This is a genomic window from Algoriphagus halophilus (genome assembly GCF_041729275.1).
GTDB classification, from domain to species: domain Bacteria; phylum Bacteroidota; class Bacteroidia; order Cytophagales; family Cyclobacteriaceae; genus Algoriphagus; species Algoriphagus halophilus_A.
In genome coordinates this window covers 1026884-1052565 of record NZ_CP146486.1, presented here as the reverse complement: position 1 = coordinate 1052565, position 25682 = coordinate 1026884, and the positions used below count along the sequence as shown (strand labels likewise).

The following is a 25682-nucleotide window of genomic DNA, read 5'->3' as shown; positions in this document are numbered from 1 at the left end:
TCAATTACTAGAAATTACTCCCAAGCCTATGTTGTACCAAGTTGATGCAGTACTCTCTAAAGCTGTCATTTTGGATATGCTCCAATACCTCTCCGGCGAATGCATAAAGGAGTAATCCTTTCGCTTGTAATTTATCGATTCCTCTCGCTTGTAGGTAAAACAAAGCCTCCTCATCCAGTTGACCGGTAGTACAACCATGGGAACATTTCACATCATCTGCCCAGATCTCCAATTGTGGTTTGGTATTCACAATTGCATCTTCAGAAAGAAGGATGTTATTGTTTTGTTGGAACGCATTGTTTTTTGAGCATCCTGTCTTACGAAGATTTTACCATTGAAAACCCCTCTGGACTGATCTGCCAAGATTCCTTTATACAATTCATTGGATTCTGCATGGGGAATGGTGTGGTCCACATTCGTATGATTATCAACATGTGTTTTGCCATTCAGAAGATATATTCCATACATGTTTCCTTCTGAATTACTTCCCAGGAGATTCAGGGAAAGGTTATTTCTCAACATTTCTCCGGAAAGGGAGATCGTCACAGAAGTAAAACGGGAATCCTGAAGGAGGTTTGTTTCTATATTACTGACCTCGATGGCATTCTTTCCTTCATTTTGCAGTCTATAGTACCTAATCTGTGAGTTTAAGCCTCCTTTGATTTCTACTACTTTATTGACAAAATAAGGCTTGTCACTCTTATTGATTGAATGGGTAATAAAAGTTACCTCGGCAAAGTCACCTGCTTCAATCCACACTCTTGGAGAAATCACATCGCCCTCATTGCTCTTATTAAAAGAAAGCAACAGAATAGGCTTTTCCATCACTTCTTTTTTAGGGATGGAAATAAAAACTCCGCCCTCGAAAGATGCTTGGTTTAAGGCCGCAAAAGGATCTTTTTCAGCCTTTGCAATTCTTCCAATGGCTACATCAGATTTTTCGTTCAGGGGAGCGAAATTTAGACTTTCAGCCTCCAGGCACAGGTGTTGTTGTAAATGTCCATTGGCAAAAACCAATACAGAACCTTCAAATCCCGTTGGGATACCTGCTTTCACTTCTTCAGGACTAACCTCAAAAGGCTTAGCTCCGGTAATAGAAGTAAGAGATTGCTCCAGCTTTTTGGTAATTGAAGTAAATTTATATTCTTCTGATTTGAGAGATGGAAGGCCTTGCTTGGTGAAGCAGACTTTACCTTCTTCCCTGATTTTTTCAAATCCGGCAAAAGAAGATTCCAAAAATCCTTCAAATAGATTTTCCTTAGTCAGCGTACTCATGTTTTTGGGGTTGATGCGAATATCAGACAGTTGCCTCAGAATCTACGGCTTCTTTAATCCAGTCGTAGCCTTTTTCTTCCAATTCCAAAGCCAGTTCCTTGGTGCCGGATTTTACAATTTTTCCTTTGTAAAGCACGTGGACAAAATCAGGTACGATGTAATCCAATAAACGTTGGTAGTGAGTTACAACGATGGTTGCATTGTCCTTGGATTTCAGTTGATTCACTCCATTTGAAACGATTCTTAATGCATCGATATCCAAGCCTGAATCGGTTTCATCCAAAATTGAAAGGGTAGGTTCAAGCATGGCCATCTGGAAAATTTCATTTCTTTTCTTCTCACCACCTGAAAAACCTTCATTCAAGGACCTGCTAAGAAGTTTTTGGTCGATTTCAACCAACTTCATCTTTTCCTTCATCATGGTCAAGAACTTCACTGCATCCAACGCTTCCAAACCTCGGTATTCCCTTACTTGGTTGACAGCAGTTCTAAGGAAATTAGTGGAGCTTACTCCAGGGATTTCTACAGGATATTGAAATGCGAGAAATACTCCTTCTCTCGCTCTATCTTCAGGAGCCAGATCCAACAGATCTTTTCCTTTGAAAGATACTTCTCCTTCGGTCACCTCATATTCTTCTCTTCCAGCCAATACAGAAGCCAATGTGGATTTACCAGAACCATTTGGTCCCATAATCGCATGAACTTCACCAGCTTTAACTTCCAAATTGATACCTCTCAAAATAGGTGTTCCTTCGATGGAGGCATGCAGGTTTTTTATACTTAACATATTCGTCTTAATCTTTCAATTTCTAATTTTTAAACTCACTTACCCCACGGAACCTTCCAGTGTAAGAGCAAGTAACTTTTGGGCTTCTACAGCAAATTCCATTGGCAATTGGTTCAACACCTCTTTTGCATAACCGTTGACAATTAGGGCTACTGCATCTTCAGTGGAGATTCCTCGCTGATTACAATAGAAAAGTTGATCCTCTCCAATTTTTGAGGTGGTCGCCTCATGTTCCACTTTCGCAGTTGAGTTGTTGATGTCAATGTAAGGGAATGTGTGAGCCCCACATTTGTCACCCATTAATAAAGAGTCACATTGAGAGAAATTCCTTGCATTGTCTGCCCTCTTCATCACTTGAACCTGTCCTCTATAAGAGTTTTGAGATTTCCCTGCAGAAATACCTTTGGATACGATTCGTGATTTGGTGTTTTTACCAATGTGAATCATTTTGGTTCCGGTATCAGCTTGTTGGAAATTATTGGTAACTGCAACTGAATAAAATTCTCCGATAGAGTTATCTCCTTTTAAAATACAAGAAGGGTATTTCCAAGTAACTGCAGATCCAGTTTCTACCTGAGTCCAGGAAATTTTAGAATGATCTCCGGCACATATCCCTCTTTTTGTTACAAAATTGTAGATACCGCCTTTACCTTCTTTATCACCTGGGAACCAGTTTTGCACCGTTGAATATTTAACTTCCGCGTTTTTAGAAGCATAAATTTCAACCACGGCAGCATGCAGCTGATTTTCGTCTCTTTGTGGAGCAGTACAACCCTCTAGGTAGGAAACATAAGAATCATCTTCTGCCACGATCAACGTTCTTTCAAACTGACCGGTATTTGCGGCATTAATTCTGAAATAAGTAGAGAGTTCCATGGGGCATCTTACCCCTTTAGGAATATAACAGAAAGAACCATCGGAAAATACCGCTGAGTTTAGTGCTGCGTAATAATTGTCAGTCATTGGAACCACAGAACCCAGGTATTTTTTTACCAGCTCTGGATGTTCTTTGACTGCCTCACTGAAGGAGCAGAAAATAATACCAAGTTTAGATAAGGTACCCTTGAACGTGGTGGCCACAGAAACTGAATCCAAAACCGCATCTACAGCGATTCCTTGAAGTTTCTTTTGCTCATTTAGGTTGATTCCTAGTCTTTCATAGATCTGAAGCAATTCAGGATCCACTTCATCTAATGATTTAGGTTTATTATTTTGCTTAGGAGCCGAATAATATCGTAAGCTCTGAAGGTCAATTTTAGGATAGGTGACATTGGCCCAATTGGGCTCAGTCATATTTTGCCAGGTTTTGAAAGCCTTCAATCTCCATTCAAGCAACCATTGTGGTTCTTCCTTCTTGGCAGAAATCCACTTGATGATTTCTTCATTGAGTCCGATAGGGGCTTCATCCGCCTCAAAATTTACAGACCAGCCGTGTTCGTACTCTTTGGAGGTAAATTCTTCTAAAATCTGATTGTCTTTGCTCATATTAGCTAAGTTATTTAGACTAATTACATTTTAACTGCGAAGGTACAACATATAATGAAAAAATTATGTTCAGAATCATTCGAAAAATCTATGATTGATATAATAATTCAATAAAAAGGGGTGTTTTGCTTCAATTTGGCCCTATAAAAGCAAAAAAAAGTGCTGAATTTTCAACACTTATTTTTTTGAAAAGTCTTAAAAGACTGATTTTTATTTATTTGGATTTAATCCAAATAGAGTTATTTCTCTTTGTCGAAGAATTGAATAGGTCGGTTAATGCTCTCTTCCAAGACGATTAATGTTTCGGTTCTGTCTATTCCTTCCACCTTTTGGATATTGTCCAAAACCAAACGCAAGTGATTGGTGTCACGACAGATGATCTTTGCAAAAATGGAATAGTTACCTGTAGTATAATAAGCACTTACTACTTCAGAAATGGTTTTTAATTTTTCAATGACATTGTCATAAAGAGAACTTTTTCAAGATAGATCCCCAAGAATGCGGAAATGTCATATCCTAATTTTGAGAAGTCTATGTTGAGTGTGGCACTTTTCACAATTCCCATATCTTCCAACTTCTTCATTCGAACGTGAACGGTACCGGATGAAACGAAAACTTTTTGGCAATTTCCGTGTAAGGGGTCTTCGCATCTTCGTTTAATAAGGAGATGATTTTTAGGTCTATGTTGTCGATATCTAAAATTTTATCCATTTTCGGTTATTGGATTTAGATGATTGTTAATGAATGTGCCTGTAAATTAGAGGTTCTTCAAAAAATACCAAAATTTTTTTTTCAATTTGTAATTGAATGATAAATCTATTTACTTTGGGAGCTAGATGAAACAATAGTTGAATATTTGGTTTTCATCTTGAATGATCAAATTAAAATTGGTTGATTTTCGAATAGCCAAATGTTCGATCATAAAAAACTAGAAACTTTTAATCTCTAAAGTTATATTTGGGTTTATATTCTGAAAAGGGTCTTGCTGATGGCGAGACTTTTTTGTTTCTATTTTAAAATTTAAAATACAAAAAATTGCATTTGAAAGTTTTATTGATGTATTTTTGTTGGATATCTTACAGCTATGAACTCAAAAGTGATTTTTCAGATTTTTCTTCTATGGTCCTTTTAGGGCTTACCATCCTGTTTCCATTAACCAGTGGTGAATTAAAAGCACAGAATTCCGGAGACTTCCCGGATACCAGAATCAATTACATTCAGTATAATCGATTAAGCTTTCGCAACCTGGAAGAAGATATTCATGAAGCCGAGGGGCTAAAAGCTGAAAAATTAACGATAGAGCCTCTGACGATGATAGAGGAAAATGTTGCCCGGAATTTAAATTCACATTGGACTTGGCCAGAGTATACTTTGGATATGATAGATAGTTATTCACCTTTTCTATTTAGGACAAAAAAATCAGCTGCTTTAGAGGAAGTAAAAGTATTGCTTCAGATCAATTCAAAAGGGAGATTAAGTGGTTTTGAGATTTTAGGGAGGTGGATCATGGGCTAAAAGAGCGATTGGATCACATGCTTCGCAAACTTCCTGATTGCAAACCGGTACCTGGCTATGCCTATTATAATCCTGAAGTCTTTGAATTGACCATTCGAAAATAGATATCCTTCAAATAAGTCAGGCTTTTTTTGAGCGGTTGGGTGGTTTATCTCTACTCTATTTATTTTGAGATAACCAACCATAGACCAAATGAAAAAAACGTTACTGATTATCTGCTTTGCTTTGGCTGCAAATGCTTCATTTTCCCAGGTAAAATCATTTGTTCCAGACAAAATTTTTCCAGAAGAAAATTCCAAATCCAAGTTTTATACGGTTTCAGGAGAGCGGCACGGGCCTTCGTTTTTTAAAAATTCACCTTCCCAGAAGTTCAATATACGCCAGGAGAGGAATTGACATTTGACCAATACCACACGGTAGATGTGATGTATCATTGGTATACTACCTGGGCTGAACAATACCCGGAAATTGTAGATGTATATGAAGTGGGGAAATCCTTTGAGGGAAGACCCATTCTTCAAATGACGATTACCAACAAGGAAACTGGGAAAGATACTGACAAGCCTGCAGCTTATTTTGAAGGAGGAAGACATTCTGGTGAAATCACCTCCAGTGAGTCTATCCTTTGGCTGACCCAACACATCCTTGAGAATTATGGCACTGATCCAGAGATCACAAAACTGGTAAATACCAAGGCAATTTACCTGCGTCCACAAAACAATCCGGATGGATCCAATCTTTACTTAAGAACTGAACAAAGAAATAGGAGCACAGTTAAACCTCATGATAATGATCGGGATGGATTGATTGACGAGGATCCCGAAGAAGACTTGGACGGAGATGGCATTATTTATCAAATGAGGAAAAAGGCAGTTACAAAAGAGGAGAAGAAGAAGGCCAATTTCATTGTTGATCCTGAAGACCCTAGTCAAAAGCTAATGAAAAGGACTTTTCCAGGGAAAGGTGAATACTTGGTGTATACGGAGGGCTTCGATAATGATGGAGATGGTTCCTATAATGAAGATGGCATCGGTGGTTTGGACTTACACAGGAATTACCCAGAAAACTGGAGGCCGGATATTGGTGGAGATTTAACAGGTCGCGGGTATACCCAATATGGAGCTGGAGAATACCCCATGAGTGAGCTGGAATCCAGATATACCGTATTATGGATGTTGAGCCATCCAAATATCTCAGTGGTCAATTCGATGGATACAAGAGTTCCTATGCATTTGAGAGCCCCATCTACTTCTAAGGCAGAAGAAAGGATGTATCCGGAAGATTTGGAGATTTATAAGGAAATGGATGAATTAGGATTGTCTTTTACTGCCTATCCATGGGCCGGAGATGTGTATGAAACCTATGCCACTCGATACAAAGTGAATAGCATGACCGGCGATCCCTTAAAACCAAGCCCCTTGTTTGGTCACGGACCAGATTTTGGATACTTCTATTATGGAAGTATCTGGTATGGGGATGAGCTTTGGAATAACGGAGCGATGAAGGATTACAATGGAGATGGCATCTATGATGATTTTGATGGTCTCAGATGGGATGAGGAAGAAAACGGAGGCAAAGGATTTAAATCTTGGACACCTTTCCAGCACCCTGAATTGGGTGAAGTGGAAATTGGTGGATTTCACCCAAAATTCTTTGGACAAAACGGACCTACCTGGCAATTGGAAAATTGGGCCAAAAAGCAGGCCCTATTTAATCTTGCCATGGCCAAGAAGCTGCCCGAGTTGACGGTTTCTTCGGTGGAGGTCACTGATTTAGGAGATGGAGAGTTTGAAATCACGCTGAATTGGGAGAATACAGGAAGTCTGCCTGTGGCCCTAGAGCAGGCTAAATTGGTCAAAATTGTTCAGGAAGATCGGGTGTCCCTGAGCTTTGAAAAAGAATTGACCGAAGGGTATGAGCATGCAAAGGTTAAAATCATTACTCCTGAATTGTATGATAAAACTATTTATGCGGGATATACTGGTGTAGGGGAGAAGAAATCAGCCACTTTCAAAGTGAAAGTGGAAACAACCGAAGAAGTTTCCGGGAAAATTAGATTGTCCTCTACGAGAGGAGGGTATTTTGAGAAAGAATTTACTTTAAAATAAGCAACTATGTTAAAAAAAACAGTAGTGATTTGTTTCTTTTTTGTGGGCCTTATCAACCATCTGGAGGCTCAACAGAAAAGATCCTTGACGCATCAGGACTACGATGGCTGGGAAAGTCTCAGATCAGAAAAAATCACCAAGGATGGACGTTGGGTAAGCTATCAGATTTCTCCACAGGAAGGGGATGGGAGAATTGAAATTTTTCCCTTTAAAAATCCGGGTAACAAATATGTCATCCCAAGAGGCACCTCCTTTAGTTTCACCGCCGACGATCAGTTCGTGGTAGGGAAAATCCTTCCTCAAGAGGATACTGTTCATTTGCTCAAAGTGAAAAAGACAAAAAAGGAGGATATGCCTACCGACAGCCTTTTTATTTATGAAATGAGCACTGGAGAACTGGAAAAATATGCCAGGGTAAAGTCCTTTGATACTCCAAGCGAAAAAGGCAGCTGGGTGGCCATACTCTTTGAAAAAGAAAAACCTGCGAAGAAAGACCCCGCGGACTCCACCTCGAAAGCAGAAAAACCAAAAAAGACAGATGGTACGAAGCTGCTTGTCCGAAGTCTTAGTGGGGATCAGTCATTTGAATTTGAACGTGTAAAGTCTTATGGGTTTGCACCAAATGGGGATTATTTTCATTTTGAATTGGCAGAGGAAGATACTTTAGACAATGCTGCAATTCATATTTTGAACTTAGCCACGGGGAAAGTCAGGAAATTCATCAGGGGATGACCTCCTATACCATGAATAAGTTTTCTCCCCAGTCAAAATATTTGGCATTCCTGACTTCAGATGATTCCACAAAAGCTAAAAACCTCATTATCAACTTCAGCTTTATGATATTGAGAATAAGAGCCTGAGTCAAATCGCCGATGAGCATACTGATGGTATTTTAGAAAACGGCAGGATCAGTGAAAATGGTTCGTTGAAGTTTTCTGAAGATGAATCCAGAATATTTTTTGGGACGGCTCCAGAGTATATCGATTACCCCTATGAAGAGGATAGTACCATTTTGGATGATGAAAGACCAAGGTTGGATATTTGGGGATGGCAGGATTCGCAAATTCAGCCCATGCAACTTAGGAGAAAATCCAGGGAGGAAAGCAGGTCTTATTTGGCCACCATGGATTTGAATTCGGAAAAATAGCTCAATTAGAAACTCCTGATTTACAAGATGTTTCCTTGGAGAATAAAGTTACAAGAGAGGTTGGGTTAGGGACTACCAATGCTCCCTATGAAAGGAATTACAGCTGGGATATTCAAATTGGCAGGGATGTTTATTTAGTTGATTTCAAAGATGGTTCCAGAAAACTCATTGAAAAAGATGTAAGTGGTTTCCCCAGTATTTCTCCTGGGGGAAGTATGTTTATTGGTATGCAGGTAGAGATAGTGCATGGGTAGCTTATGATATTCAGAATGAAGAAAAAATCAATTTGACTGCTGGACTTGATGTGCCTTTCTATGAAGAACTCCATGATTCCCCATCGAATCCTGGAAGTTATGGTACTAGCGGTTGGTTGGATGAGGATGAGGCTATTTTGGTAAATGACCGCTATGATATCTGGAAAATTGATCCAAAAAATCCAGGGGCCGCATCCAGGATTACATTGGGAGAAGGAAGAAAGAACAAAATTGAATTTCGAGTGGAGGTTCTTGACAGAGAGGTATTGAGTATTGACCCGGAAGAACCGTTGATCTTAAATGCCTTCCATGAGATGACCAAGGAATCCGGGTATTTCACGACAAGAATAGAAGCGAAGACTGCACCCAAAAGCTGATTTTTACTCCAAATCGTTATTATGGCTTGACAAAGGCCAAAAATTCTGAGGAGGTATTGGTAAGAAAATCTACCTATGTGGAAAATCCGGATGTTTATCTAACAGATTTGACCTTCCAAAATCTAACCAAGGCATCTGACCTGAATCCCCAGCAGGCTACTATTAATTGGGGTACTTCAGAATTGGTTTCTTATTTAGCAAATGATGGCACCCCACTTCAAGGGATCTTGTTCAAACCTGAAAACTTTGATCCTACCAAGAAGTATCCGATGATGGTCTATTTTTATGAAAGAAGTAGTGATGGGCTATATTCCTATCGATCGCCAGCTCCTAGTGCTTCCACCATCAACATTCCCTATTTTGTAAGCAATGAATATGTGGTGTTTGTTCCAGATATCAAATATGAGTTGGGATTACCAGGACCAAGTGCCTATAACTGTATCATTCCTGGAGTCCAGACAGTCGTTGCAAAAGGATTTGTTGATGCAGATAATATGGCCATTCAAGGTCAGAGTTGGGGTGGGTATCAAGTAGCCTATTTAATTACACAGACCAATATGTTCAAGGCTGCGGGAGCTGGAGCACCAGTAGTCAACATGACTTCTGCCTATGGTGGGATCCGTTGGGGTACCGGAATGAGTAGGATGTTTCAGTATGAACAGACCCAGTCAAGAATCGGTGGTACCTTATGGCAGAAGCCTCTTTATTACATAGAGAATTCACCATTGTTTTTTATGGATAGAGTAGAAACTCCTGTATTGATCATGCATAATGATGAAGATGGAGCCGTTCCATGGTATCAAGGGATAGAAATGTTTATGGCATTAAAGCGGTTAAGTAAACCTGCTTGGTTATTACAATACAACGGGGAGGACCACAATTTGGTCAATCGTAGAAATCGCAAGGATTTATCTATGAGATTAAGCCAATTCTTTGATCATTACCTGAAAGGAGCTCCTGCTCCTTTGTGGATGACCGAAGGGCTTCCTGCTGTAGAGAAAGGGAAAACACTCAAATATGAACTGAGTGACAATTAACTAGAAAAAGATCCGTTGATATGAAGGGTCTGGGTTTAGTCCAGACCCTTTTTTTACCCTTAATTAACAAGCTGTTAGTTTTTAAATTACATTTTTAATGATATTAAGTACTTTTTAATTTATATTTATGGATAATTCAATTACCTATTTGATCATATACTTTTCATGTACAACAAAATTAAATCCATTGTCACCGGCTATAAGATCAAAAAGTTAACCTTAGGGGAAATAGAGATCAAGCTGGCATGTCAAAAAAGGTTTTCAACATTAGATCCTTTGGCACCTTTAAAAAGTATCAAGCATGAGCTTCTTAAATCCCCCATTCAATCTTTAAAACAGGTTGATTTGAAGCCTTGTTGGGAAAAGAAAAATTTTTCAGTGGAGCAATTGATACCTACCCATGAAGCCACCTTTAGGGTGAATCATAACAACTACCTGGTGAAGCGATATGTGACCAAACATCAACATCGCTCGGTGAGCATCTATGCCTACCATGTAGATGGGGAAACCTTTGCGATTTTCACCAGAAAATATGATTATGGTGATTTTCACCGTCAATTTATGAACAGCTTCCTTGAAAAATATAATCTGGAGGGAAACTCAGAAACTGCCCATTGTATCAAGGCGAATGAGTACGCTGTGTTTTTCAGTCATTTTGGACATTCCCATACACTCATTTGGAAAAATCAAACCGAATTGGATGAGTTCCTTTCAATACTTGAGTAATGCAAAAAGCCCTTGAGAAGATTTTTCCCAAGGGCTTTTTTAATGCGTATCAAAGTAATAAGAATTCTCAGGATGCTACACAGCCACGGCCGCTTTGATATGTGGATGTGGATCATATCCCACTAATTCAAAATCTTCTAATTTAAATGAGAATATGTTTTTTACTTCCGGATTGATTTTCATGGAAGGAAGTGGTCTTAGCTCCCTACTTAATTGTAATTCTGCCTGCTCAATATGATTGGAATACAAATGAGCATCACCAAACGTATGAACAAAATCTCCCAGCTTCAGGTCACAGACTTGAGCGATCATCATGGTAAACAACGCATAAGAGGCAATATTGAAAGGAACACCCAAAAACACATCAGCACTTCTTTGGTACAATTGGCAAGAGAGTTTCCCATCGGCTACATAGAATTGGAAGATGGTATGACAAGGTGGTAGCGCCATTTGGTCCACATCGGCAACATTCCAGGCACTGACAATATGCCTTCTACTATCCGGCTTGGTTTTGATCTGATGGATCAAATTTTTGATTTGATCAATTTCTCCCCCTTTTCCATCAGGCCAATGTCTCCATTGGTATCCATATACAGGACCCAAATCCCCATTTTCATCAGCCCATTCATCCCAAATAGAGACTTTGTTTTCTTTCAAATAGCCAATGTTGGAATCTCCTCTTAAAAACCATAACAATTCCACAATGATAGATCTCAAATGAAGTTTTTTGGTAGTGACTAAAGGGAATCCTTCAGATAAATCAAAACGCATCTGATGACCAAAAATACTTCTGGTTCCTGTACCGGTTCTATCGCCTTTTTGAGTTCCTTCTTCAAGGATTTTTCTCATTAAATCGTGGTATTGCTTCATGGATTTTGGGAGATTTCTTTGCCCGCAATTTAGTCAGTTCGACCAAGAAAAGGAACAATCTTTAACAAAGATCAGAGTTATCTTGTATTATTAAGTGCTAGAGGTCTAATGGTAAAGACTTAATTATTCACATGTTCCATCAATCAACTTCATTTATATCACTGGGTATTGGGATTTTAATTACTGTTTTGATTTTAATCTTTCCTCCTAAAATCAGCTTTAATTATGATTTTGAACAATTTTTTCCTCAAAACAATGAAGACTTGGAGTTTTATGAAGCCTATAAAAAGAAGTTTGAAAACGACAATGACTATTTGCTGATCGCGTTTGAAAATCCGAAAGGAGATTTATTGGAAAAGCAATTTTTGGAATCCATCTGGTCTATTCAAAGCAAGATGAAGGACTTGGAAGGAGTAGATACCGTCCTATCGATTCTAAACCTAGAAAAGCCCATCATCGGCCTATTTGGCTTAAGAAAAGAGAAAGTATTGCAATGGGAAACAGAAACCCAATTGTCGAAATCTTCTTCGGACTTAGGGATTTATAGATCTCAATTGATTTCAAAAGATGGAAAATCCCTTTTGCTATGGGTAAAGAACGCTCAAAACATCAGTAAGGAAAATGGGGACAGGCTCTATTCCGAGATCAAAGGAGTATTTCAACAAGCTGGAATCCAACCCAAGGCCATTGCAGGTAAAATTCAAGCCCAAGGGGATTTTATCCGTTTGATGCAAAAAGAATTCGGGATGTTTTTTGGTGCTTCCATCGTGCTGATCCTTGGAATGCTTTTCTTTATTTTCAGGACATTTTGGTCCATTTGGATTCCCTGTGTGGTGTTACTGGTAGGAACTCTCTGGTCTTTTGCCCTGATGCTTTATTTCGGAAAGGCACTAGATGTGATGTCCGTGATGCAACCGACGATTTTTTTGATTGTAGGCTTGAGTGCTTTCATCCATTTTGTTTCACACTTGAACCAAAAAGTCCGTCAAGGCGTCCAGGTGGAAAAATCGGTTCAAGGAGTTTTTAAAGAGCTCTTTATCCCAGTCTGGTTGACTATTTTGACCACTTCATTGGGATTTATCTCCTTATACTTCACGACCATTCCTGCCTTAAAATCATTCGGGATCAGTACTGGGATTGGGGTGTTGGTCGTATTTGGAGCATTGATTTTATTGACCCCCGGTTTATTATATCTAAGTAGCATCCAGCCAAATCCCGGAACAGAAAAATTCATTTCCCCCAAATTTTTGAGAGGATTATTTATTGAGGTCCTAAAAAAAGGAAATGGATTTTGATGGTTTTCTTACTGGTCAGTCTCATAAGTATTTGGGGAGGATCAAAGATTCATGTGAACGGATATCTCTTGGATAATCTGCCTGAAAACCATCCCATAAAACAAGATGTCCACTATTTTGATGAGCAATATGGAGGGTCCAATCCATTGGAAATCTATTTAAAAGCAGGCCCAGAGGCCTCCTCCCTGATGGATTACCAGGTATTAGAGGCACTTGAAAAAATGGAATCCAAACTGACGGAGCTTACAGGTACCGATCAATTTCTTTCCCCTTTGACATTGGTGAAAACCATCAATCAGGCACAAAACCAAGGAAGCGCCAAGGCATTTGTTTTTCCTTCTCCTGGACAATTTCAGAGAATGGGCAGGTATCTGGAAAGAGCAGGGGAGGAAATAAACTTCAAACTATTAGTCAATGATCATCAGGAGGGGCGAATCAGTGGGAGGTCACCTGATTTTGGGTCCTATAAAATGGCCCAAATCCGAGCAGCGTTTGAAGAATTTGTAAGTCAAGAAATTGACCCTCAATTATTGACAATTCAATGGACAGGTACCGCCTATCTGATAGATCATGGGCATCAATCTGTAACCATTCAAATGGCTAAAGGGCTGGGAGTTGCTTTTTTAGTGGTAGGCCTGATTGCAGGGATCTTATTTAGGTCCTGGAGAATATCTTTGATTCTATTGATACCCAATGTGATCCCACTGATATGGATGCTTGGAATGATGATTTTGCTTGGGATAGAATTTAAGTTGACCACAGCAATTCTGTTTACAGTGGCCTTTGGAATCGCCGTGGATGACAGTATTCATTTCATGACCAGGCTAAGATTTGAATTGGGGAAAGGTAAAAGTTTGATTTATGCGATGAAAAGAACAGTGATGGAAACGGGAAGAGCCATTGTTTTGACCACCCTGATTTTGGTGATGGGGTTTGGACTTTTAATCGCCAGTGATTTTGGAGTGACTCATTTCACAGGATTATTGATCGCAGCTTCCTTGATTGTTGCACTTTTATCAGACCTACTGCTACTTCCTGTTTTATTGCTACCCATGAAAAAAGTTTGGGAGAAAAAAGCTAGGAAATTAATCCGGTGAGGTTCCGGTTGAGAAGGTAGCTGATATTGGATAATGATCTGAATAATCCACCTCCCTATGTGTTTTAAACTCGATGGCTTTTAGATTAGGAGAGGAAAAGATGTGATCTATTCGTAAAAAGAACAAAACTTTATTATACGTGAAGCCAAAGCCTCTGCCCGCTTTTTCAAATGCATTGTCCAAATTCTCCCCAAGTTTAAAATACGTATAGGAATAGGGGATTTCATTCAAATCACCCATTAAGATAATCGGGTGGGGGCTGTTTTTTAGATGTTCCACCAATACCCCTAATTGCTTGCTCCGTTCCAAGCTGCCCCTATGAAGTTTTCCCAGTGTTTGTCGGTAGTTTTCCTTTACCCCTTCCAGATTTTCCAACCCATCCGAATCGATTCTCATGGATTCCAAATGTGCGTTATATATCCTGATCGTATCGCTATCCACCAAAACATCGGCAAAAATTGCCCCGTTTGTTCCACTTCTATCAAAGACTTTTCCTTCATGGATGATCGGGTATCTACTGAAAATCGCCAGGCCAATGGACCGTTTTTCAGGGTTTCCATCCACAGGGTGGTAGAAGGAATAAAAACCATTGTCTTTGCCCAGCAGCTTTATGGCATTTCTGGAAGCAGAGGTATAATCCTGGTAAAACTCCTGAAAAACCTTGATGTCCGCTGGATGTTCATTCAACCAGGTGAAAACATTTTGATCTATTTTGCCTTCCGCATCCCTTTTGAAATCAAAATTATGGGCATTGTAAGTAAGCACCTTAAGCCCTTGGGAATCTTCATTTTTCGGATGGAACTGAAGTGTAATCAGAGCGAATTTGTAGCCAATCAATAGGGCTGCAACATGAAACCAAGCCCATTTTTTCCATGACAAAAGAAAGATAAAAAACAGGAATAGGTTGACTAACCAAATGATGGGGATAAAGAAAGGTAGTAAGCCAACGTAGGGGAAATATTCGGGTGAAACATATACACTTAAAAATAAAATCAGTGAAAGGCAAAAGATGAGTCCTGAGAGGTATTTCATAGGTAATCGAAGTGGACTTCAAATTAAATGAGTCAAAATTGAAAATCAGAATATCTGAAGGGTTTAATTTGTTTTAACAAATTCTTGGCCTTTTTCGTCTGTAATACGGTAAATTGGGTTAACTGTTGAAAAATTAGTTGCTTGACCCTCATGGGTATGAAAATTGTCGTTTAAATTAAGATAGGCTGGAATTTTGTAAGGAAGAAGTTAATTATTTATTTGAAAGAGAAATCTCTATATCATGAAAATACAATACTTAATTTGGGTATCAGCGATTGCTACCCTTCTATTTACTTCATGTGATCCAAAATCCTCTGAGTCCATTGAAAAGTCTGCGTTGTCTGATTCGGATTCTGAATCAGAGGAAGTAGAGAATAGGCCCAGTCCACTTGAAGTGAAAGATGGAACGGTATCAGGAAAAGCCTTTAAGGTACATTATGGTTCCCCTGCAGTCAAAGGGCGCGTATTATGGGGAGATTTGGTTCCCTATAATGTGGTTTGGCGAACTGGGGCCAACGAGGCTACCTATGTAGAGTTGACTGAGGATATGACCGTGGAAGGAGAGTTGTTGAAAGCTGGAAAATATTCACTTTTTACAATTCCAAAAGAAAACGCTTCCTGGACTGTCATCTTCAATTCTGAGTGGGATTTGGAACATGGCCATTTTCAGTATGATGAGGATAATGATGTATTAAGGGTGAAAGTTGACCCAATTTGGGAACAAAATTCACAAGAACGTTTATCTATTGATTTAGAAAATCCTGGATTAGTGATCCGTTGGGAAAAATTAAAGCTTCCCATCACCATTCAATAGAATAATCAATAGATCCAAACAATAATCACTAGGTCCAAACAATAATCACTAGATCCAAACCATAATCACTAGATCCAAAGCTCTCAATTCATCATTGAGGGCTTTTTTTGATAGATGTCAAAACTTGATTTCAAGTATAGAGATTATGAAAGAATGGGTTAAATTCGCTCCATGTTACCTCTTTGGTATATCGTGTAATTTGATTCCCCCTCATCCTATTCAGGTTCCTTGTTTTAAGACACATGAAATATTTTTCCTTCCTTTTTGTTCTCGGGATCAGCATCGCTTTGGCTATCTATATTTCAAGACCTATTGGCCCAATTCCCCCGATTGCACCACTGCTGGACCCTTATCATGGATTTTGGCAAAATATGATCAGTGAGGATGAAAAAGCAGCATCTGAAATTTCGCTTCCAGGATTAAGTGCGCCTGTTCAGGTAATTTATGATCAACACCTGATCCCCCACATTTTTGCCCAGAACTCCAAGGATTTATATCAAGCCCAGGGATACATTACCGCCAAGCATCGGCTTTGGCAAATGGAATTCCAGACCAGAGCTGCCGCTGGAAGGCTATCTGAGATTGTTGGGGATATCGCATTAGACCTAGATCGAATGACCAGAAGAAAAGGACTTGGTTATGGAGCAGAGCTAGGTTTGGAATATTTGAAAGCAAATGACCCTGAAACTTTAGCATACATTGAGGCTTACGCCCAAGGAGTGAATCAATATATTCATGATTTAAGTCCAGGGGAACTTCCTGTGGAATACAAAATATTGAATTATCGACCTGAGGAATGGACTCCTTATAAAACCTTATTGCTCTTAAAATACATGTCTGACATGTTGGTGGGTGATCGGGATTTAGAATACACCAACCTTCGCAAGATTTTAGGGGCAGAGATGTTGGCCAAACTTTATCCTGATTTTCCGGAGGAACCTGATCCTGTGATCGAAAAAGAAAAGATTTGGGACTTTGAACCCATTCCAATTGAAAAGCCTGAAGGGCTGGCATATCCAACCGATTCCTTGATGCTGGATCCTTTACCTCAACCCGTAGAAGGAATAGGTTCAAATAATTGGGCAGTATCCGGTGCCAAAACGAAAAATGGAAAACCCATTTTAGCAAACGACCCACACCTTAGTCTAAACCTGCCCTCATTGTGGTATGCATTGCAATTGACTACCCCTGAATTTTCTGTAAAAGGAGCTTCACTTCCCGGGGCCTTAGGCATCATTTCCGGTTTTAATGAAGATGTTGCCTGGGGAGTCACCAATGCGACTAAAGATGCTCGTGATTGGTATCAAATTACTTTTCGGGATGGAAGCCGAAAAGCATATAAATATGGAGAAGAGTGGAGGGTAACCACATTTCGGATAGAAGAAATCAAGGTCAAAGGAAAAGAGGATTTTTGGATACCGTAGTCTATACCCACTATGGCCCCATTGTATATGATAAAAATTTTCCGGGGAAAGGCAGGATGTCAATTTTGCCTTGAAGTGGACAGTTCATATGGGCTCAAATGAACAGAAGACGTTTTTATCACTCAATAAGGCTAAAAGCCATGCAGATTATAATCAGGCATTGGATCATTTTACAGCCCCTGCCCAAAACTTCGTTTTTGCCTCCAATTCCGGAGATATTGCCATGAGAATACAAGGGAAATTTGCCCTTAAATGGCCTGAACAAGGAAAGTTTTTGATGGATGGCTCCGACCCTCGAATGGAATGGCAACAGTTTATTCCGAACGATCAAAACCCAAGTACCTTAAATCCTGAAAGAGGTTTTGTTTCCTCTGCCAACCAGCGACCTGTAAGTTCAAATTACCCCTACTATGTCTTTGATAATAGTTATGAACATTACAGAAATCATCGAATTAATGGAAGACTTCGGGCCATGGATCAAATTACGGTAGAGGACATGAAAGAACTGCAGTTTGACGATTATTACCAGCAGGCATCAGAAGTTCTTCCTACCATGTTGAAGCTCCTGGGGGATCAAGTCCCTGAAGGGAAAAATGTACAGACCTTTTTAAAGCAGCTTCAAGAATGGGATTATTATGCGGATCCCAACCAAAAGGCTCCAACCGTTTATTATGTCTGGTGGAATCAATTATATGACCTAATATGGGAGAGGTGGGATGAGTTTGGTGTGCCTGTAGTCAAGCCAAATAGTTATCGTACCATCCAGCTATTGATTCAAGAACCGGAGGGAGCGATTTTTGATAAGAAGGGCACCTCAGAAAAAGAAACTGCTACCACACTTGTCAGGACATCATTTGAACGGATGGTGGAAGAATTGAATGAATATATTTCAAAAGAGGGAGATTATGGCTGGGCTAATTTTAAGAATACCACCATCCAGCATCTCGTCCCACAGTTTACTTCATTTTCAAAATCCCATGTATTTACTGGAGGAGGATCTGGAATAGTGAATGCCACCAGCGGTAGACATGGGGCCAGTTGGAGAATGGTCGTAGAGCTGGGGGATGTTCCTAATGCCTCTGGGGTATATCCCGGAGGTCAGTCAGGTAACCCTGGTAGTAGATTTTATGCTGATTTGTTGCCTATTTGGGCGGAGGGGGCTATTTGAATTTCGATTTGAGAGCCCCGGAAAATTTAGAGGAGGTCCTGTTTCAAACTACTTTAAAGTAACGTCATGAGGTTTATATCACTAACAATAGTAAGTGCTTTGATTGTGGTTTTTATCAATCCGTTTTTCCCCTACTGGATCGTCATGATTTTGATAGGGATTCTATCCACTGTATTTGGTTTGAAGGGATTTGTTTCCTTTTTAGCTGGAGGCCTGGGGATGGGACTTGCCTGGGTAGGTCATACCGTATACCTAAGTTATATGACCGGAAGCCCACTTCCAGATCAAATGGCTGAGATTATGGGGGCAAGTAGTGGAGTTTTCCTTTCCGCAATCACTGGCTTGATTGGCTTTTTATTAGGAGGCTTTAGTGCCTATTCGGGCAGTTTGTTCAGAAGAATGCTCAAAAAGAAGCCGGATAATATTTACAGAGGTTAAAATTTCTAATCATTTAAGTTTCTTAGTTCAACAAGTGTTTCAAAATAATCATTTTGTTTTTCAGTTCGTACTAATGAGTACCTTTGTTACTCACTAGAAAAGTGATTTTTTATGCTTGATTCATTAATTACTTCTAAGACCAGACTGAGACTTTTGGTCAAGTTTTTTGTCAATTCCAAAACTCATAGCCATTTGAGAGGGTTAGCTGAGGAGTTTGGGGAATCTACCAATGCCATTAGAAAGGAATTAAATAACCTGACCCAGGCAGGGATACTGGAAAGGCATACCGATAAAAATAAAATTGAATACCAGGCAAATGTGAAGCACCCTTTCTTTTCCAATATCCAGGAGATCATTCGAAAATACTTGGGATTGGATAAGTTGTTGGAACAGATTTTAGAAAGGATGGGTGAAGTGGAGCAAGTGGTGTTGGTTGGAGATATTGCCGAAGGAAGAGATTCCGGGAATATAGAAGTGTTGGTAGCAGGTGAAAGCTTAAATGCGGAATATATTAACCACCTGACTACAAGAGTGGAGGAGCTGATTGATAGAAAAGTGGTATTTACCTTGCATGGAGAACGGATAGCTTCTTCAGGTTTGGTACTATTTGATAAAGAGGCAGGGATCTAAATCCTGCAACAAGATATTGTTCAATTGCTAAGTACAAATTTGTGACTGAAAGGGCGAAGCTGTAGCCGGAGCTAATTGATTTAGGAAAATTTATTGCAAATACTATATGGTTAATACCCAGAATATAATGATCGCAGATGCTTTAAGAAGGCGATATCAGACAATAGATATCAGGGTTTTTATGTTTACCATCCTGTTTTTCTTGATAGGATTAGTGGTACAGGCCCAAAATCTTTCGGATATCCAAAACCTGAAAGTAGATAATCTTTCGGATGCTCAGTTAGAGCAATTGCTTAAACGGGCAGAGGCAAATGGGCTGACGGTGAATCAATTGGAAGCCTTGGCGAGAGAAAGGGGCATGCCTGCTGTGGAAGCCGCAAAATTGAGGCAGAGGATCAATCAACTACAAATGGCTGTCAGTCCTGCAGAAGGTGTGACTCCATTAGGATCTGGTAGGTCAGTAGTTGGGGGTGGAGAGAATGATGTATTTGACTCCCTTAGAAGATCGGACCCTTATTATGATTTAACGCCAGTTCAGAAGAAGATTTTTGGATATAAGTTATTCCACAATAAAAACTTGGATTTTTCTCCAAGTCTCAACCTTCCTACTCCTTTATCCTATGTGATTGGAGCTGGAGACCAGTTATTACTGGATGTTTATGGAGCATCTCAACAGTCTTTCGATTTGAATGTGACTCCAGAAGGAAGAGTCTATCTGCCCAATATAGGGCCAATTCAGGTAGGAGGCTCCACCATTGAGGCTGCAACAGCCAGAATCAAAACTGCTTTGGGAAGAATATACTCTGGGCTAAATGGTGCAAATCCTAATACGTTCATCCAATTGCGATTGGGGAATATCCGATCCATCAAAGTTTCCATGGTCGGTGAATTGACGAAACCCGGTACCTATACCTTGCCTTCCTTTGCCACCGTTTTCAACGGCTTGTATGCGGCGGGTGGTCCCAATGAGAACGGAGCATTTCGAAATATTCAAGTTTACAGAAACAGTAGATTAGTAGCGACAGTAGATATCTATGAATTCCTCTCCAAAGGGGAGCAAAGTTCAAATATTACCTTACAGGATAATGATGTGGTGATTGTTCCACCTGTTCAGGCTAGGGTTGAAGTGATTGGTCCCGTTAGGAGGGAGGGATTATTCGAAGTGAAGCCCGAAGAGCATTTAACGGATTTATATATCTATACAGGAGGTTTTGAAAGCTTGGCTTATAAAGACCGAGTGACCATCAGAAGGATTGAGGATAATGAACGAAAAGTAATTGATGTTTCCTCAAGTCAATTTAACACCTTTCCTCTCCAAGATGGAGATGAAATTCTAATAGGAGAGGCCTTGGATCGATTTGTAAATAGAGTTCAGATTTCAGGATCTGTCAATCGTCCTGGAGAATATTCTTTTGAAGAAGGCAAGCTAACGGTGAAAGGATTGGTGGAGAAAGCTGAGGGATTGAAACCAGAGGCCTTTACCAATAGATCTACTTTATATAGAACGAGTACGGATTTGACGCTTGCTGCCGAATCCTTGGATTTAGCGGGGATTTTAAATGGCACCAAGCCTGATATTACCCTCCAAAACGAGGATTTGTTATTTATCCCAAGTAGGTATGATATTCAAGAAGAATATTATGTCAAAATATCCGGAGAAATCAATTTTCCCGGAACCTATCCATTTGCTTCTAATATGACGGTAGGAGACCTGATCTTAAGATCCGGAGGATTATTGCAATCCGCCTCCAACGCCTCTATTGAAATTGCCCGAAGAGTTCGAGACCCTAGTTCTGGAAAAATTGCAGAGATTTCCACTCTGTCTATAGATCCTAATTTAGAATTGACTCCTGAGGAGTCGAACATGCCTTTAAAACCATTTGATCACGTTTTTATTCGGAGAAGTCCTGGTTTTGAGAGAGAGCAGTTAATTACCTTGCAGGGAGAGGTGGTACACCCGGGAGAATTTGCAATCTCTGGAGCGGATGAAAGAATTTCTGACGTGATCAAAAGAGCGGGTGGATTGACTCAATTTGCTTATCCAAAGGGCGCTAGTTTGATCAGGAGAACCGTGTACTATAAAGGCCCGACGGAAGAAGAGATCAAGGAAGGCTCTTTAAGAAATCTAAAGGATAATTTGGATCCGGAAAGAAACCGAAACATCAATGAAGCCGAGGAACTGATGTTTGAGAGAATCAACACCAAGCTAAGTCAAAAAGAGCAAGAGCGACTCTTGAGGGAAAGGGAGCAGGAGAGAATGAAGTTGTTTGAATCCACCAATTTAAAAGATACCATTTCACTGGACTCCACGATCAATCAAGTAAGAATCTCAGAGCAGGATCTGGTAGGGATTGACTTGGAGAAAATTATGCAAAACCCGGGTTCAGATGAGGATTTATTCCTATTGGAAGGAGATATCATCCGGGTACCGAAAGAGTTACAAACAGTCAGGATGGTAGGAGAGGTATTGTTACCTACTACCAGCCGATACAATAAAAAGAATAGTTTAAAAAATTACATTTCAAAAGCAGGTGGATTCACGGAAGAGGCTAGAAAATCTAAAACCTATGTGATTTATGCGAATGGGGATGCCAAACGGACGCATAACTTTTTGGGGATAAATTTTTACCCTGAGCTGGAACCTGGTGCTGAAATTGTAGTACCCAAAAAACCTCAGAGAAATAGGCTTAGTGCAGCAAGTTGGATAGGACTTGCCTCAAGTTTAGCAACGTTAGGGATCCTTGTTGATCGATTATTAAATTAATATTTAAGGAATAATTTTATGAAAATTGCAGTAGTTGGTACCGGCTATGTAGGCTTGGTATCAGGAGCTTGTTTTGCTGACGTAGGTATCGAAGTTACCTGTGTGGACATTGACCAAAAGAAAATCGAGAAATTAAAGAATGGGATCATGCCCATTTATGAACCAGGTCTAGAAGAAATTGTGGTTCGGAACTATAAAAGTGGAAGATTACATTTCAGCACAGACTTAGGGGAGGCAATTCAAGGTGCATCTGTTGCATTTATCGCAGTTGGCACCCCTCCTGGAGAAGATGGTTCTGCCGATTTAAAATATGTATTGGCAGTGGCTGATGAGATTGGTCAAAAGATGTCAGATTACATTGTGGTAGCTACCAAAAGTACGGTGCCAGTGACTACTGGGGAAAAGGTAAGAGGGGCCATCAAAAATGCCTTGGATCAAAGAGGATCTGATCTTCCTTTTGCAGTAGCTTCAAACCCTGAATTCCTGAAAGAGGGAGCTGCCGTGGAGGATTTCTTAAAACCTGATAGAATTGTCATCGGGGTGGATGATACCCGTGCAGAGGAGATCATGAAGCGTTTGTATAAGCCGTTTCAGTTGAGTGGTGAGCGAATCATCTATATGGATATTCCTTCAGCAGAAATGACCAAGTATGCGGCAAATGCGATGTTGGCGACAAAAATTTCTTTCATGAATGACATTGCCAACCTATGTGAGAAAGTTGGGGCCGATGCCAATATGGTTAGAAGAGGAATTGGAACAGATCCAAGAATTGGAAATAAATTCATTTATCCTGGAGTGGGATATGGTGGATCCTGTTTTCCAAAGGACGTCAAAGCCATCATCAAGACAGCCAAACAATATGGATATGATCTGAGAGTGCTTCAGGCTGTGGAAGATGTGAATGATGACCAGAAGCATGTGTTGGCCAATAAAGTGAAAGCACATTTTGGAGAAGATTTATCAGGGATGACTTTTGCCATGTGGGGGTTGAGCTTTAAGCCCAATACCGATGACATGAGGGAAGCACCGGCAGCGGTGATCATTGATGAGTTAAGAGCAGCAGGAGCAAGCGTGAGGGCTTACGACCCCGTTGCCATGGAAGAGGCGAAGGAACATTACCTGTTTGATAAAGTGACGTATTGTAAGGATTCATACGATGCATTGGTGGATGCCGATGCCTTGTTGCTCGTGACCGAATGGTCTGAGTTCAGAATTCCAAGTTGGGATGTAGTATCCAAACTCCTAAAAAACAAAGTGATATTCGATGGTAGAAATATCTATGATAGAAAATACTTGAATACTCTTGGGTTTGAGGTATACAATATCGGATCGAAGTAATACTAATTGCCCCTGGGTTCTTTCTCAGGGGCATAACTATGTCTTATTACATATAAATATATGGTAATAGCTGGGGCTGGAGGACATGGCCATGAATTGAAATATTGCCTCATACAGGAAGGTATTTCCGATTCAGAAATCATTTTTTTGATGAACATCCATCCAACAAAAATCTGGAGGAGCATCCAACTTTGATTTGTGGAGAGGAGCAATTGAAGGAAGCCTTCCAAAAGGATCCCCGGTTCATGCTGGGGGTAGGTAATCCAATCCATAGAGAAAAGCTATACCATTTATTGACGAATCTTGGGGGATCTATACCGGGCTCCATGGCAGTTCATCGTTGAAAGAGGATATACACCAGTTTCAGTTTGATGTTTTCCCATTCAGTTTTCTTGGACCCAAGACTCAGATTGGAACAGGTGTGCTGATCAACACCAGAGCCAGTGTGCATCATGAAAGTACAGTGGGAGAATTCAGTGAAATAGGTCCCGGGGCCATGTTACTGGGTGCCTCAAAAATTGGAAAGAAATGCAGGATTGGAGCTGGGGCAGTAATCCTTCCCGGAGTAGAATTGGGAGATGAAGTAATCGTGGGAGCTGGAGCAGTGGTAACCAAAAGTTTTTTGGAAAAGGAATGGTGATCAAAGGAATACCGGCAAAATCAAGGAGCGTTGGGACAGAAAAAGATAATTAAAGGGGTATTTTGGAATGCCCTCCAATTGATCATAAACAAATCCTTTGCTTTTATCATCAAGTTGATTTTAGCAAAACTCTTGGTACCCGAGGAATTTGGGGTAGTCGGGATGGCGATCGTGTTTATCAGTTTTGTAGAGGTGTTCAATGACCTGGGATTTGGGGCAGCACTGATTCAAAAAAGGAGACGGATTATACTCCTAACCTATTATACACCGCATTTTGGACCAATTTAGGGTGGTCTCTTCTCACGTATTTGGCTGTTGCCTTTATCGTGGCTCCATTGGCGTCAAGTTTTTACGAGGAACCCGTTTTGTTGCAGATCATTCCGGTGATGTCTGTTGGGATTATTTCTAACTCCATTATTGTCATCCACAAAGTTCAGCTGACCAGGATCATGGACTTTAAGAAAATGGCCATCATCAGTAATATTTCCAATGTGTTTTCCGGGGTATTATCGATTACGTTGGCGCTTTTAGGGGCAGGGTATTGGTCTTTGGTTTTTAATTCAGTGGCAGGATTTATTGTAGCCATTCCACTGTTTATGCATGCCACTAAATGGACTCCAAAATTTATCTGGGAAAAAGAGGATTTCAATAAGATTTTTGGATTCGGCTTCTATTTTACGGGTACTAAATTTTTCAATAACCTCATCACAAAAATCGATTATTTACTAATAGGTAAATGGGTGGGTGCCTATTACCTAGGTATCTATACGTTTGCATTCATACTTACCGATACGTTCAGAAGTCAAGTACTTCAAATTATAAATAAGGTGATGTTTCCTGTTTATTCCACCATCCAGGATAACCCGGTAGAAATCAAGAAAAATTACCTCAATGTATTGAAATACAACAGTATGATTATCAGTCCTATCATGGCAGTTTTTGTGGTGTTGGGAGAAGAAGTAATCAGGTATGGATTTGGAGAAAAATGGCTGGAAGCAGTTTTTCCATTGAAAATCATCTCTCTATCCATCCTCATTCATATGATGGCTAATAGTTATACGGTGCTATTAAGAGGGATTGGGAGAGCAGATGTGGAATTTAAACTTCAACTCTTCAAAGCAGTTTTTATTTTTATTCCAATGCTCACCATCGGTATCTATTACTATGGGATCAATGGAGCATCCATCGCAATTCTCATAAACAAATCCACAGAAGTGGTGATTGGAGTCTTTATTTTAAAGCGATTCATTGGGTTGGATTATCGAGAGGTCTTTGCATTCATGAAAAAAACATGGTTTTTCATTGTCGCCATGATTCTTATAGGAATCCTGTCCAGGGAGGTTCTGGGGCTGCATTATTTCATCACCTTTATTTTAATGGCAGCGATGTATCTCCTTGGATTGAAAGGTGAGATAAAAAAGGATATAAAACACTTTTCCTCACTCAAGTCCAGCTAAAAAT

25 protein-coding genes and 2 pseudogenes are annotated in these 25682 nt (G+C 40.0%); 21 read left to right on the top strand and 6 right to left on the bottom strand.

Translation table 11 applies throughout. From position 1 onward, the window contains the following. Nucleotides 1-7: 7 nt before the first annotated feature. The 4 genes and pseudogenes from sufD to V8V91_RS05660 all read right to left on the bottom strand — a co-directional run bounded on the left by sufD (nucleotide 8) and on the right by V8V91_RS05660 (nucleotide 4258). Nucleotides 8-1275, bottom strand: a pseudogene (gene sufD, locus V8V91_RS05675) (Fe-S cluster assembly protein SufD). Nucleotides 1276-1297: 22 nt separating this feature from the next. Then, the gene (gene sufC / locus V8V91_RS05670; RefSeq protein ID WP_074224736.1) at nucleotides 1298-2062 is read right to left on the bottom strand and encodes a Fe-S cluster assembly ATPase SufC; all 765 of its coding nucleotides are present in this window, start codon (nucleotides 2060-2062) and stop codon (nucleotides 1298-1300) included. A 39-nt stretch (nucleotides 2063-2101) separates the two neighbouring features. Beyond that, complete coding sequence (sufB, locus tag V8V91_RS05665) at nucleotides 2102-3547, bottom strand: Fe-S cluster assembly protein SufB (RefSeq protein ID WP_373399231.1); 1446 nt, start codon at nucleotides 3545-3547, stop codon at nucleotides 2102-2104. Between the two features lie 239 nt (nucleotides 3548-3786). Then, nucleotides 3787-4258: pseudogene (locus V8V91_RS05660) on the bottom strand (Lrp/AsnC ligand binding domain-containing protein). 324 nt (nucleotides 4259-4582) lie between these two features. On the opposite strand from V8V91_RS05660, the gene V8V91_RS05655 reads away from it, so the two are divergent. The 8 genes from V8V91_RS05655 to V8V91_RS05620 all read left to right on the top strand — a co-directional run bounded on the left by V8V91_RS05655 (nucleotide 4583) and on the right by V8V91_RS05620 (nucleotide 10711). Beyond that, on the top strand, nucleotides 4583-5062 hold the full coding sequence (locus V8V91_RS05655; protein WP_373399230.1) for a hypothetical protein: 480 nt from the start codon (nucleotides 4583-4585) through the stop codon (nucleotides 5060-5062). A gap of 392 nt (nucleotides 5063-5454) precedes the next feature. Then, nucleotides 5455-7170, top strand: a complete 1716-nt coding sequence (locus V8V91_RS05650; protein WP_373399229.1) for a M14 family metallopeptidase — start codon at nucleotides 5455-5457, stop codon at nucleotides 7168-7170. Nucleotides 7171-7176: 6 nt separating this feature from the next. Continuing rightward, a complete protein-coding gene (locus tag V8V91_RS05645; RefSeq protein WP_373399228.1) occupies nucleotides 7177-7902 on the top strand; it encodes a hypothetical protein in 726 nt (241 codons plus the stop codon). Nucleotides 7903-8095: 193 nt separating this feature from the next. Then, nucleotides 8096-8317 carry a hypothetical protein gene (locus tag V8V91_RS05640; protein WP_373399227.1) on the top strand — a complete coding sequence of 74 codons (222 nt, stop codon included), beginning with the start codon at nucleotides 8096-8098 and terminating at the stop codon, nucleotides 8315-8317. A gap of 35 nt (nucleotides 8318-8352) precedes the next feature. Next, complete coding sequence (locus V8V91_RS05635; RefSeq protein WP_373399226.1) at nucleotides 8353-8571, top strand: hypothetical protein; 219 nt, start codon at nucleotides 8353-8355, stop codon at nucleotides 8569-8571. Nucleotides 8572-8603: 32 nt separating this feature from the next. Then, on the top strand, nucleotides 8604-8948 hold the full coding sequence (locus V8V91_RS05630; protein ID WP_373399225.1) for a hypothetical protein: 345 nt from the start codon (nucleotides 8604-8606) through the stop codon (nucleotides 8946-8948). A 26-nt stretch (nucleotides 8949-8974) separates the two neighbouring features. Beyond that, complete coding sequence (locus tag V8V91_RS05625) at nucleotides 8975-9985, top strand: alpha/beta hydrolase family protein (protein WP_373399224.1); 1011 nt, start codon at nucleotides 8975-8977, stop codon at nucleotides 9983-9985. Between the two features lie 165 nt (nucleotides 9986-10150). Beyond that, the gene (locus tag V8V91_RS05620) at nucleotides 10151-10711 is read left to right on the top strand and encodes a hypothetical protein (protein WP_373399223.1); all 561 of its coding nucleotides are present in this window, start codon (nucleotides 10151-10153) and stop codon (nucleotides 10709-10711) included. 75 nt (nucleotides 10712-10786) lie between these two features. Here the strand turns inward: V8V91_RS05620 and V8V91_RS05615 are convergent, their stop codons facing one another. Then, the gene (locus V8V91_RS05615) at nucleotides 10787-11581 is read right to left on the bottom strand and encodes a thymidylate synthase (RefSeq protein WP_373399222.1); all 795 of its coding nucleotides are present in this window, start codon (nucleotides 11579-11581) and stop codon (nucleotides 10787-10789) included. 131 nt (nucleotides 11582-11712) lie between these two features. Here V8V91_RS05615 and V8V91_RS05610 point away from each other — a divergent pair, with 131 nt between their 5' ends. Then, entirely contained in the window at nucleotides 11713-12876 is a 1164-nt protein-coding gene (locus tag V8V91_RS05610) for an RND family transporter (protein ID WP_373399221.1), read from the top strand. A gap of 53 nt (nucleotides 12877-12929) precedes the next feature. Beyond that, on the top strand, nucleotides 12930-13973 hold the full coding sequence (locus V8V91_RS05605) for an RND family transporter (RefSeq protein ID WP_373399220.1): 1044 nt from the start codon (nucleotides 12930-12932) through the stop codon (nucleotides 13971-13973). On the opposite strand, the gene V8V91_RS05600 is transcribed toward V8V91_RS05605, so the two are convergent. Next, the gene (locus tag V8V91_RS05600; protein WP_373399219.1) at nucleotides 13962-15005 is read right to left on the bottom strand and encodes an endonuclease/exonuclease/phosphatase family protein; all 1044 of its coding nucleotides are present in this window, start codon (nucleotides 15003-15005) and stop codon (nucleotides 13962-13964) included. The two genes, V8V91_RS05605 and V8V91_RS05600, sit on opposite strands and share 12 nt — an antisense overlap. Nucleotides 15006-15246: 241 nt before the next feature. Between V8V91_RS05600 and V8V91_RS05595 the strand changes: the two genes are divergently transcribed. From V8V91_RS05595 to V8V91_RS05545, 11 genes are all read left to right on the top strand, one after another. Further along, a complete protein-coding gene (locus V8V91_RS05595) occupies nucleotides 15247-15819 on the top strand; it encodes a DUF2911 domain-containing protein (RefSeq protein WP_373399218.1) in 573 nt (190 codons plus the stop codon). 242 nt (nucleotides 15820-16061) lie between these two features. Further along, nucleotides 16062-17243, top strand: coding sequence for a penicillin acylase family protein (locus V8V91_RS05590; protein WP_373399217.1), 1182 nt, complete (start codon nucleotides 16062-16064; stop codon nucleotides 17241-17243). Between the two features lie 70 nt (nucleotides 17244-17313). Next, nucleotides 17314-18411 (top strand): penicillin acylase family protein, encoded by a 1098-nt coding sequence (locus V8V91_RS05585; RefSeq protein WP_373399216.1) that lies wholly within the window; start codon nucleotides 17314-17316, stop codon nucleotides 18409-18411. Between the two features lie 66 nt (nucleotides 18412-18477). Then, nucleotides 18478-18849, top strand: a complete 372-nt coding sequence (locus V8V91_RS05580) for a hypothetical protein (RefSeq protein WP_373399215.1) — start codon at nucleotides 18478-18480, stop codon at nucleotides 18847-18849. Nucleotides 18850-18960: 111 nt separating this feature from the next. After that, nucleotides 18961-19479, top strand: coding sequence for a DeoR family transcriptional regulator (locus tag V8V91_RS05575; RefSeq protein ID WP_074224724.1), 519 nt, complete (start codon nucleotides 18961-18963; stop codon nucleotides 19477-19479). 127 nt (nucleotides 19480-19606) lie between these two features. After that, the gene (locus V8V91_RS05570; protein WP_373399214.1) at nucleotides 19607-22243 is read left to right on the top strand and encodes an SLBB domain-containing protein; all 2637 of its coding nucleotides are present in this window, start codon (nucleotides 19607-19609) and stop codon (nucleotides 22241-22243) included. Between the two features lie 18 nt (nucleotides 22244-22261). Continuing rightward, nucleotides 22262-23581, top strand: coding sequence for a UDP-glucose/GDP-mannose dehydrogenase family protein (locus tag V8V91_RS05565; protein WP_074224723.1), 1320 nt, complete (start codon nucleotides 22262-22264; stop codon nucleotides 23579-23581). A gap of 104 nt (nucleotides 23582-23685) precedes the next feature. Beyond that, complete coding sequence (locus tag V8V91_RS05560; RefSeq protein ID WP_373399213.1) at nucleotides 23686-23925, top strand: hypothetical protein; 240 nt, start codon at nucleotides 23686-23688, stop codon at nucleotides 23923-23925. After that, a complete protein-coding gene (locus tag V8V91_RS05555; protein WP_373399212.1) occupies nucleotides 23922-24221 on the top strand; it encodes a DapH/DapD/GlmU-related protein in 300 nt (99 codons plus the stop codon). Before V8V91_RS05560 ends, V8V91_RS05555 begins: the two co-directional genes overlap by 4 nt. A 30-nt stretch (nucleotides 24222-24251) precedes the next feature. Then, complete coding sequence (locus tag V8V91_RS05550) at nucleotides 24252-24509, top strand: oligosaccharide flippase family protein (RefSeq protein WP_373399211.1); 258 nt, start codon at nucleotides 24252-24254, stop codon at nucleotides 24507-24509. Continuing rightward, a complete protein-coding gene (locus tag V8V91_RS05545) occupies nucleotides 24431-25678 on the top strand; it encodes a lipopolysaccharide biosynthesis protein (RefSeq protein WP_373400626.1) in 1248 nt (415 codons plus the stop codon). The genes V8V91_RS05550 and V8V91_RS05545 overlap by 79 nt, the downstream gene beginning before the upstream one ends. Nucleotides 25679-25682: the final 4 nt, after the last annotated feature.